9 protein-coding genes are annotated in these 9,852 nt (G+C 65.4%); 5 read left to right on the plus strand and 4 right to left on the minus strand.

Annotated features, from left to right (window positions below; genetic code table 11):
* The first annotated feature begins 70 nt into the window (after positions 1-70).
* Positions 71-1,681 carry a M66 family metalloprotease gene (locus NZN28_RS05825; protein WP_295396028.1) on the plus strand — a complete coding sequence of 537 codons (1,611 nt, stop codon included), beginning with the start codon at positions 71-73 and terminating at the stop codon, positions 1,679-1,681.
* 1 nt (position 1,682) lies between these two features.
* Here NZN28_RS05825 and pepF read toward each other — a convergent pair whose 3' ends face one another.
* Complete coding sequence (pepF, locus tag NZN28_RS05830; protein ID WP_295396030.1) at positions 1,683-3,503, minus strand: oligoendopeptidase F; 1,821 nt, start codon at positions 3,501-3,503, stop codon at positions 1,683-1,685.
* A 33-nt stretch (positions 3,504-3,536) separates the two neighbouring features.
* Positions 3,537-4,880 (minus strand): GH1 family beta-glucosidase, encoded by a 1,344-nt coding sequence (locus NZN28_RS05835; protein ID WP_295396032.1) that lies wholly within the window; start codon positions 4,878-4,880, stop codon positions 3,537-3,539.
* Positions 4,881-4,947: 67 nt separating this feature from the next.
* On the opposite strand from NZN28_RS05835, the gene NZN28_RS05840 reads away from it, so the two are divergent.
* Complete coding sequence (locus NZN28_RS05840; protein ID WP_295396034.1) at positions 4,948-5,484, plus strand: GNAT family N-acetyltransferase; 537 nt, start codon at positions 4,948-4,950, stop codon at positions 5,482-5,484.
* On the opposite strand, the gene NZN28_RS05845 is transcribed toward NZN28_RS05840, so the two are convergent.
* Positions 5,479-6,252 (minus strand): VOC family protein, encoded by a 774-nt coding sequence (locus NZN28_RS05845; protein ID WP_295396035.1) that lies wholly within the window; start codon positions 6,250-6,252, stop codon positions 5,479-5,481. The two genes, NZN28_RS05840 and NZN28_RS05845, sit on opposite strands and share 6 nt — an antisense overlap.
* 71 nt (positions 6,253-6,323) lie before the next feature.
* On the opposite strand from NZN28_RS05845, the gene NZN28_RS05850 reads away from it, so the two are divergent.
* Genes NZN28_RS05850 through NZN28_RS05860 form a run of 3 tightly spaced genes read left to right on the plus strand, consistent with a single transcriptional unit; the run spans position 6,324 to position 8,515 of the window.
* Positions 6,324-7,166 (plus strand): SDR family oxidoreductase, encoded by an 843-nt coding sequence (locus NZN28_RS05850; protein WP_295396037.1) that lies wholly within the window; start codon positions 6,324-6,326, stop codon positions 7,164-7,166.
* A gap of 47 nt (positions 7,167-7,213) precedes the next feature.
* The gene (locus tag NZN28_RS05855; RefSeq protein WP_295396039.1) at positions 7,214-8,029 is read left to right on the plus strand and encodes a Fumble domain-containing protein; all 816 of its coding nucleotides are present in this window, start codon (positions 7,214-7,216) and stop codon (positions 8,027-8,029) included.
* 57 nt (positions 8,030-8,086) lie between these two features.
* Positions 8,087-8,515, plus strand: coding sequence for a hypothetical protein (locus NZN28_RS05860; RefSeq protein WP_295396040.1), 429 nt, complete (start codon positions 8,087-8,089; stop codon positions 8,513-8,515).
* Positions 8,516-8,800: 285 nt separating this feature from the next.
* On the opposite strand, the gene glmU is transcribed toward NZN28_RS05860, so the two are convergent.
* Positions 8,801-9,852, minus strand: a 1,052-nt coding sequence (glmU, locus tag NZN28_RS05865) for a bifunctional UDP-N-acetylglucosamine diphosphorylase/glucosamine-1-phosphate N-acetyltransferase GlmU (RefSeq protein ID WP_295396042.1), incomplete at its 5' end; no start/stop codon positions are given.

Consider the following 9,852-nt stretch of genomic DNA (forward strand, 5'->3'; position numbering starts at 1 on the left):
GCTTATCGTAACGCTTCTTGGGCTTTTTCTCACTCGCCTCACCCCCTGCCCGTGGTGACATGGGTGCATTATGCGCGCCTGGCTGGTGCTGGCTTTGGGGTTAATGGCGGCGTGCAATCCCTCGCCGGAGATATCTGGCCCCGAAGTGCCGGCGGCCTTTGGCGAAGTCACCATCCAGAAAACCGAATGGGGCCAGAGCGTTCTCAAGGCCCAGCTCAGGCTGGTGGCAGGTAAGCCGGCGCTTTTGCGCGTATTCCTGACCGGTGACCGGGAGGGCTTGCCGGGCAGCCTCGAAGGCGAGGTTTTTCAGGGCAATAGCTGGCTCGGTGAACTGAGCTTTACCGGCCCGGCCACCCTCCCCACTGCTCCCGCCGAACCAGCCCCGGCCTACCGGGCTACGCTACCAGCGGCTTGGGTGGTGCCTGGGATGCAGGTGCGCCTCCTGGCCGACCCCCGCAACCAGGTGGGCGAAGGCAACGAAGCCGACAACCGGCTGACCCTCACCCCGGCGGTGGGGGTGGGTGCGGTTTTGCCGCTCACGCTGGTGCCGGTGTTGCAACCGGGACAGGCCTCCCCGCCCCTTCTGCCCGGTGTGGACCTGCTCCGGGACATGCTCCCGGTGCGGGAGGTGCAGGTTGTAACCCGGCCTCCTTTTGCCTACGGTGCCACGGTGGCGAATGCCAGCAGCGACTGGAGCAGTCTGCTCAGTGCCCTGCGCGGCCTGCGCACCAGCGACGGCAGCAGTCGCTACTACTACGGGGTGGTGCGGGTCGGCTATTCCAGCGGCATCGCCGGGATTGGCTATGTGGGCTTACCGGTCAGCGTGGGCTGGGATTTTGAAAGCTCGGCGGCCCGGGTTATGGCCCACGAGATTGGGCATAACCTGGGTCGGGAGCATGCGCCCTGCAAGGTGGCGGGTGAGCCGGGCTATCCCTATGCGGGGGGTTCGATTGGCACCTGGGGCTATAGCTTAGCCAGCGGGGAGCTCTTCAACCCGGCCTCGCACAAGGACATCATGAGTTACTGCACCCCGCAGTGGATCTCCGACTACACCTACAGCGGGATGCAAAGCTTCCTCGAGGCCCGCCCTCCCAGCAGCCAGTCCCAAAACCAGGGGCCAGCCCAGGAAGTGCTGCTGATTAGCGGGCGCATCCGCAACGGCGAGTTGCGGCTGAACCCCCTGGTCAGGCTGTGGGCCGCTCCCGAGCCGCCCCGGCCCGGCGAGTACCGGCTGCGGCTGGAGGCTGCCGGAGGCCCGCTGGAGGTTTCCTTTCAGGCCGAGCCGGTAGAAGCCCCGCACGGCCCGGAGCAGCCCCCCGAGGCCTCCTGGTCGGAGGCGCACTTCAGCTTCAGCCTGCCCTACCCCGGCCCCCTGCGCGGGCTGGAAATCAGCCAGGCTGGCCGGGCGCTATTTGGGCAGACGGTAGAGCCGCGCCTGTACCCCCAGGGCACGGTGCAGGTGGGTTTGCTCGAGCACGACGGAAAAGTCACCCTCTCCTGGGCTTCTACCGCCTATCCCTACGCCTCGCTGGCCCACCTGGGGCCCGAGCGCACCACCCTGGGGCTGTGGCTCACCGGGGGTGAGGCCAGCCTGCCCGCCAGGGGCCTGCCTGCGGGCGGGCGCTGGGAGGTGGCCCTGTCGGATGGGTTCAACACCCAGCGCCTGGAGCTGCCCAGATAGGCTAGCCCACCAGTTTCTCCAGCTCATCCACCATGCTTTTCAGCACCCCGAACCCCCGCTCCACCGGCTCGGGGCTGTGCATGTCAATCCCGGCAATTTTGAGCGCTTCCAGCGGGTAGACCGAGTCGCCCGCCTTCAGGAAGTCCAGGTAGCGCCTGGCCGCGGGTTCGCCCTGCTCGAGCACATCCTGGGCCAGCGCGTTGGCCGCCGCGATGCCGGTGGCGTACTGGTACACATAAAAGGGGCTGTACAGGTGCGAGAAGTGCATCCAGCCTGCACCCAGCCGCTCCCGGTCGAGCTCCACCTGGCCGCCGTAGCCCTCGGCGAAGAGTTCGGCCAGGCGCTCCATCAGGTACGGCGCGGTCAGGGCCCCGCCCTGTTCGATGCGGGTGTAGAGTTCCAGTTCAAAGCGGGCCAGGGTGGGCATCACGAACAGGTAGCGGTGGAAGTTGGCGAAGGCTTCCTCCAGCACCGCCAGCTTCTGCTCAGGGGTCTGGGCCTCCCGTAGCAGCCGGGCCCGCACCAGGGCCTGGTTGAAGTTGGAGGCCACCTCGGCCACAAACAGGCTGTAGCGGGCGTAGATGATGGGCTGGGTCTGGCGGGTGAAGTAGCTGTGCATGGAGTGGCCGAGCTCGTGGGCCAGGGTGCTCAGGGAGAAGAGGTCGTCGGACCAGCTCATAAGGATGTACGGGAAAGTGCCCTTGAGCCCCGAGGAGAAGGCCCCGGCCCGCTTGCCCTGGTTCTGGCCCCAGTCCACCCAGCGCTCCTCAAACAGGCCCCGCCGCATGGGTTCTACGTATTCCGGCCCCAGCGGCTCCATTCCCCGGCAGATGGTCTCAGCCGCCTCCCAGAAGCTAATTTTGGGACTGGGCACCAGGGGGGCCGGGGCGTCGTAAATCGGCACATCGTAGCTGTGGAGCCGTCCGCCCAGGGCCTTTTTGCGGATGCGCCAGAAGCGGTGCCAGGTGGGCAGGTGGGCCTGGAAGATGGCCAGCAGGTTGTCGTAGACGGCCCTGGGAATGTTGTCGCCGCAGGTGCGGCTCACGGCCAGGGCCATCTCGAGGCTGCTCGGATAGCCTCGAGTGCGGGCCTGAAAAGCAAAGCTCTTGATGCTCCCTTGCAGGGTGGCTGCCAGGGTGTTTTTGAAGGCCAGGTGCCCGTCGGCATACGACGCCCAGGCGGCCTTGCGAACCTCCGGGCTTTCATGCACCAAAAGCTCGCCAATGGTGCTATGAGAGACGGCCAGGGGCTCCCCCTGGTGTTCCACGGGCCTGAACTGCATGTCGGCGTTGGTGGCGGCGTAGGCGGTGGCGGCGTGGGCGCTCAAGGGGTCGGCTGCCGATGCCAGTACGGCCTCGACCTCCTCGCTCAGGATGTGGAGCTGCCGGGTTTTCAAAGCCTCCAGGTAGTGCCGGTAGACCCTCAGGGCGGGCTCGGCCTGCATGAAGGCTTCCAGTGTTTCGGCAGGAATGCGAAGCAGCTCCGGCTCGAGGTAGGCCCCTGCCGCTGCGAGCTGCGTGACCACCGCGCGGGCCTCGCCGACCATGCGGGTAAAGGCGGGGTTGGTGCCGTCGGTGGCCAGTTGCAGCGAGGCGTACTGAAAGACCTTCATGGCCTGGAGCATCCGGGTCTCGTAGGTTTGCAGGGCGGTTCGCAGGGTTGCAGCCGACTCGGCCAAGCGCCCGGCAAAAGGCCGCACCTCGGCCACCGCCCGGGCGGCCTCCAAGAGCGCCGCCCGCCACTCGGCTTCCGAGGCAAAGAAGGCCTCGAGGTTCCAGGTCTGCTCCTTGGGGAGATCGGATCGTTTGGGTAAGGTTCGCATCCGGGCCATTCTACCCACAAACTGACCCGGTGGTCAGTCGGCCAGAAAGTCCCGAAACCAATGCCCGGAGTCTTTGAGGATACGATTTTGGGTGGGATAGTCCACGTACACCAGCCCAAAACGCGGCTTGTAGCCCTCGGCCCACTCAAAGTTGTCCAGCAGGCTCCAGTAGAAATAGCCTTCCACCGGCACGCCCTCCTGCTTGGCCCGAAGCACCTGGGCTAAGTGGGATTGGATGTACTGGATGCGTTTGGGGTCGTGCACACGCCCATCCTCGACCCTGTCGGGGAAGGCCGCTCCATTTTCGGTGATGATGATGCGCTTGACCCCCTGGTAGGCAGCAAACTGCTTGAGCAGGCGGTAGATGTTCTCGGGCCAGACCTCCCAGCCCATCTCGGTGAGTTCCCCGCTGCCGCGCTCGGCGTGCGGAACCTCCTGACCCCAGGTGCCGGGGGTAAAAAGGTCGAAGCGCACCAGTTGGCGGAAGTAGGTCTGCAAGCCGATGAAGTCGAAATCGAAGGCCAGCTTCTCCATGTCGCCGGGGCGGATGTAGCGCTGCAAAAGGCGCAGAAAGGGCATGGTGTTCCAGGGGTAGCCCAGCCCCAGGGCCGGCTCGAGGAAGAGCCGATTGGCGATCACATCGTAGTTGGCGGCGGCCATGCGGCTGAGCCAGGTGGGGCCGGCGGGCTGCACGTAGGAGGCCGAAAAGGTGGTGCCAATCTTTGCATCCGGCACGTTGGCCCGCAGAATCCGCCCCCCTTCGGCCTGGGCCAGCGCAGCATGGTGAACGGCGGGCAAAAAGTTGCCAAAGCCCCTGCGCCCTGGGGCGTGGGTGCCTTGCATGTAGCCCAGCACGGTAAAAACCGTAGGCTCGTTGAGCACCATCCAGTGTTTGACCTTGTCACCGAAGGCCTGGCTGCATACCTGCACGTACTCGCCGAACCAACCCACGATGTCCCGGTTGGTCCAGCCTCCTTTGTCCTCCAGAACCTGCGGCAAGTCCCAGTGGTAGAGCGTGACCCAGGGCTCCAGGCCAAGCTCGAGGGTGCGGTCAATCACCCGGTGGTAGAAGTCCAGCCCCCTGGGGTTCACCTTCCCGGTTCCACCCGGCAAAATGCGCGGCCAGGCCAGGGAAAAGCGGTTGACCCGCATGTTCATCTGGCGGATAAAGGCAATATCCTCTGCGTAGCGATGGTAAAAATCACAGGCAATATCGCCGTTTTCGCCGGTTTTGATCTTGCCGGGGGTGTGGGAGAAGGTGTCCCAGATGGAGGGGCTGCGCCCATCTTCGTTCACCGCGCCCTCAATCTGATACGCCGCCGTAGCCACGCCCCAGAGAAAACCGGGGCCGAAGTCTTCTTTGCTCCATGTTGTCACGGTCTCAATCTACTAAAGGATCTGACCCTTAGCCACTTCTGCGCTGTCCTGGGGTATGGTGGATGGCATGGAAATCCGACCCGAACAGCCGGAAGAATACGCGCTGGTGGAGCAAATCCACACCCTGGCCTTTGGGGGCCCCCAGGAAGCCCGGGTGGTGGCCGAGGTGCGCCGGTCGCCTTTTTACATGCCTGAGCTATCGCTGGTGGCGGTGGTAAAGGGTCGGCCCATCGGGCACATTCTGTTCAGCGAGGTGGGGTTGCAGGATGAAACCGGCGTGATGCGGAAGGTGGTGGTGCTGGCCCCCCTGGGGGTGCATCCGGAGTACCAAAACCTGGGGGCCGGCAAACACCTGGTGGAAACGGGCCTGGCCCGGCTGGAAGCTAAGGGGGCGCCGCTGGTGCTGGTGCGGGGCCATGCCGGCTACTATCCCCGCTTTGGATTTGTGCCTTCCGCGCAGCTGGGCATCCGCCCGCCGTTTGCGGTGGCGCCCCAGGCCTACATGGTCAGGCCGCTCTCGGCCTACACCCCCGCCTACAGGGGCACGGTGCGCTACCCGGCGGCCTTTGCCGGGGTGGGTTATCCGGTGGAGTACGGGTTATAGGGCCAATACCCGCACCTCTGCGCCGTTGGGGTCGGTGAGGGTCTGGGGTGACCGGCCCCGGAGGGCAATCTGGTAGGCGAGCAGTCCGGTGGCCTCTTTGGGCGCAGTGCGGCCCCTGGCCCAGAGGTTGATGCCGATGTGGTGGTGGTAGCCATCGGCGGCCAGGAAGCGGGCGCCGGGGTAGTCGCCCTGCATCAGCGCCAGGCCCAGCCCCTCGTAGAAGGCCTGGGCTTCGTCCAGGTCGCGCACGTGAAGGTGCAGATGCCCCAGGGTGGTCTGGGGGTCGAGCGGCCCGCTGCTCCTGGCCTCGGAGAGCAGGGCTTGCAGGTCGAGCCGCTCGGAAACCATGGCCAGCCGCCCGCCCCGGAAGGGCCACTCGAGCCGGGGTCGGTCGCGGTAGAGCTCGAGCCCGTTGCCCTCGGGGTCGGCCAGGTAGAGCGCTTCCGAGACCCCGTGGTCGGAAGCGCCTTGAAAATGGGGGTAGCGGGCCTCCACCAGCCGCCGAAACACAGCAGCCAGGGTGGCCCGGCGGGGCAGCAGCAGGGCAAAGTGGTAAAGCCCCAGGGTGGGCTGGGGGCGCAGGGGGGCGGAGGGGTCGTGCAGCAGGGTGAGGGTGAACGCTCGGCCTGCGGGGGCCAGGTCGGTGCGGGGGCCCTGCTGGTCCACGACCTCGAGGCCCAGCAGGTCGCGGTAGAAGGCCAGTTGGCGCTCGATGTGCTGCACCCGCAGGGTCAGGCCGGTCAGCGAGAGGCTGTAGGTCTGGGTCATGCTCGCATAATATCCAAAGTGCTATAAAAGGTAAAGTATCAATGCAATCAGGATTCCGATATGCTGGCAGGGTGCGTGTTTTTGTAACGGGTGGAACCGGATACCTGGGCGCTGCTTTGTTGCGCCTGGGGCCCGGCCAGCCCTGGGTGCTGGGGGCCAGCTACTTTAGCGGCGTTCCTAAACAATCAGGGGTGGAGTGGGTTTGGCTGGACATCCGGGACGCAAGGGCGGTCGAGCAGGCCCTGGCCCGGTTTCGCCCGGAGGTGGTCATCCACACCGCTTACAGCAAGGCCGGCCCGGAGGCCCTCGAGGCCATCACGGTGCAGGGCAGCGCCCACCTCGCCCGGGCTTGCGCGAAGGTGGGCGCCCGGCTGATTCACCTCTCCACCGACCAGGTGTTTGACGGCGAGCACCCCCCCTATGCGGAGTCGGCCCAGCCCAACCCCATCACCCCCTATGGACAGGCCAAGCTCGAGGCCGAGCGTCTGGTGCAAGCGCATTTGCCCCAGGCCACCATCGTCCGCACCTCGCTCATCTGGGGCTTCGACCCCATAGACCCGAACAGCCAGATGGTGCTGGAAATGGCCGATGGAAAGCGGGCCGGGGGGCTTTTTGTGGATGAGTACCGCTCCTTCGTGTTTGTGGAGGATCTGGCCCAGGCCCTACTGGAGCTGGTTTCACTCGACTTTCAGGGGGTGCTGCACCTGGGCGGGGCCGAGGTGCTGAGCCGGCTCGAGTTTGGCCGCCTGATTGCCCCCCTGCACGGGCGCGACCCGGCCCGGCTGCCTGCCGAGCGCCGTGCCGAGTTCTCGGAACCCCGCCCCGCCAACTGCGCCCTGGATAGTTCGCTGGCCCGCTCTTTGCTCCACACCCGCCTGCGCGGGGTGCGGGAAGTGCTGCATGGGCTGAGGTGAACCGGCTGAGATCGGCGGGCCTTGGGGGGCGGGTTATGCTGGGAACCATGCGGAAACTCGGCGTGGACTTTGGCCTCTCCAATACCGATGTGGTGCTGGTGGAACATAATCAGATTCTGGCCCACCAGACCCTCAAAACCGGCCCCGCCAGCCTCGAGGCGCTTTCCGAGGTGCTCCAGCACCTGAAGGTGCGGCCCTCGGAACTGGGGGCCATTGCCAGTGCAGGAGGTTTGTCGCGCCACCTGCCGGACAGCTTTGAGGGGCTGCCTATCCAGAAAATTGGCGAGGCCCAGGCGGTCGGGCGGGGCGCACTCGCACTGGCGGGGCTGTCCGAAGCGCTGGTGGTCTCGGCGGGCACCGGTACCGCCATGATTGCCGCCCGGGGTACCGAGGCCCGGCACTTTACCGGCTCGGCGGTGGGGGGCGGCACCCTGCTGGGTTTGTCCCGGCTCCTTCTGGGCACCGCAGACCCCCTCGAGGTTGCCCGCCTGGCCGCGCTGGGCAACCCCAGCGGCGTGGACTCCACCCTTATAGACGTGATTGGCGGGGGCATCGGCCATTTGCCCCCCGATGCCACCGCCGTCAACTTTGGCCGGCTGGTCGAACAGGTGAATCCCAGCCGCGAGGACATAGCGGCGGGCCTGGTGACTTTGGTGGGGCAGGTGATTGCCATGATTGCCATCAATGCTGCCCAGGCTGCCGGCCTGCCGCAGATTGTGATTGTGGGGCACCTGCCCGACCTGGAGCCCATCCGCGCGGCACTCGAGCGGGTCTGGTCCTTTTACCAGATTGAACCCAGGCCCCTCATTCCCGAGCGGCCTGGCCTGGCCACGGCTTACGGGGCCGCCCTCTCGGCGAACTGAAAAGGGCCTGCGGCTGGCAGGGACGTTTGACATAAAAAGCCGTCGTAAACTGAAACCATGAAACCTCCCGAGGGCCTTTTCGCCCACCTGGAAGACGACAACAACTTCGACAATCTCAAGCTGGTTTTGTCGGATGGGGTGGGGGAGGAGGTGCTCTGGCTCTCGGCGCTCGAGCTGGCCGAAGGTTTCGCGCACCTGGAAGAAGACGACCTGCTCGACCCCCATGAGTCGGCCTGGTCGCACGAGGCCGTCGAGGTGCCAGAAGTACACATCTCGCCCTACGGCGTGGCCCGCCGCAGCCCCCGCCTCGAGGGCGCCTACCGTGCGGCCAAGGTCGAGCTTTACAACCCCTCCGGCCTATTGTTGTTGCGCCGGGTGGTGGAGGATGGGGGCGATGTGCTGGAAATCACCACCCCCAACGGCTCGGTTTACAGCTTCGACTACCAGCAGGTTCGGGCTTACCTGCGAGGACTCCTGCCCCACTAGAGCCTATGTATTATGAGCCATTTGAGTTTGAGAAAGCCTGGTTCTGAACAGAACAGTGGTCGCCTGGAAACTCGAAAACATGCGTCTCAGCCCAGACGCAAGGCAGACAAGCGGGCCTCACCCCGGTGAGGCACTTCTGCTTGTCCCTTCTCGTTTTCGAAGGCGGCCCCGTCTGTGAAGAGCGGGATATGGAAAATCTTTGGCCGAAAGCCCGCCAGAAGCGCTAGTGCACGATAAGGTCAGGGGCTATTGAGGGCTGATGCGGCATGATGGTGGTGGAACAACCTACGACCCCTCCCCTCGCTTCCGTTTCATGTATCCCTCAATGTTTCGCTGGCGCTCACGGGCGATGGCCAGTGCATCCTCGGGCACGTCCTGGTTGATGCCGCTGCCTCCGGCAATAAAGGAGCCATCGGCCAGCGTGACGGGGGCAATCAGTACGCTGTTGGAGCCCACAAAAACCCGCTTTCCAATGGTGGTCTTGTGCTTGCGCTGGCCATCGTAGTTGGCGGTGATGACCCCGGCGCCAATGTTGGACTCCTCCCCCACCTCGGCATCCCCCAGGTAGGCCAGGTGCCCGGCTTTGGCCCGCCTGCCCAGGCGGGCGTTCTTGAGTTCGACAAAGTTGCCCACGTGGGCCCCCTCCTCCAGGTAGGCCTTGGGTCGCAGGCGGGCGAACGGGCCGGCATCGGCCCCGCTCGAGACGTAGGCCTCTTCACAAACGGTATGGGACTTGATCCGGCCCCCGGCCTCGACCACCGTATCGGTAAGCACAGCATAAGCCCCAACCTCCACCCCCTCGCCCAGCCGGGTTTTGCCCCGCAAAATCACCCCCGGCCACAGGGTCACGTCGGGGGCCAGCTCCACGCTGGGCTCCAGATAAATACTCTCCGGCAGTATCATCCGCACGCCGCGGGCCATCCACTCGGCCCGCAGTCGCTGGAGCAAGACCTTTTCGACCTCGGCCAGCTGCGCGCGGGAGTTCACCCCCAGCAGCTCTCCGGTATCCCCGGACTCTATGGAGGTAATCTTCTGGCCCGCCTCCCGGTAGATGCGAATCAGGTCGGGTAGGTAGTATTCGCCGGCGGCGTTTTGATTGTCCACCAGCTCGAGTTTTTTCCACACGGTGGGGTCAAAACAATAGACGCCCGGATTGATCTCCCGAATGGCCCGCTCTTCAGGGGTGGCGTCTTTTTGTTCCACGTTGCCCAGAATCTGGCCGTGCTCATCCCGCAGGATGCGCCCGTAGCCGGTGGGGTCATCCAGTCGCATGGTCAGCAGGGCCATCCCGGCCCCCTCGGCCTGCATGGCGGCCACCAGCCCGGTCAGGGTCTCCA

The sequence above is a fragment of the Meiothermus sp. genome, from assembly GCF_025056915.1.
Classification (GTDB): Bacteria; Deinococcota; Deinococci; order Deinococcales; family Thermaceae; genus Meiothermus.

Excerpts from the sequence above, each read along its gene's own strand:
- NZN28_RS05825 (WP_295396028.1), top strand. The coding sequence starts at position 71 with ATGCGCGCCTGGCTGGTGCTGGCTTTGGGGTTAATGGCGGCGTGCAAT.
- pepF (WP_295396030.1), bottom strand. The coding sequence starts at position 3,503 with ATGCGAACCTTACCCAAACGATCCGATCTCCCCAAGGAGCAGACCTGG.
- NZN28_RS05840 (WP_295396034.1), top strand. The coding sequence starts at position 4,948 with ATGGAAATCCGACCCGAACAGCCGGAAGAATACGCGCTGGTGGAGCAA.
- NZN28_RS05845 (WP_295396035.1), bottom strand. The coding sequence starts at position 6,252 with ATGACCCAGACCTACAGCCTCTCGCTGACCGGCCTGACCCTGCGGGTG.
- NZN28_RS05855 (WP_295396039.1), top strand. The coding sequence starts at position 7,214 with ATGCGGAAACTCGGCGTGGACTTTGGCCTCTCCAATACCGATGTGGTG.
- NZN28_RS05860 (WP_295396040.1), top strand. The coding sequence starts at position 8,087 with ATGAAACCTCCCGAGGGCCTTTTCGCCCACCTGGAAGACGACAACAAC.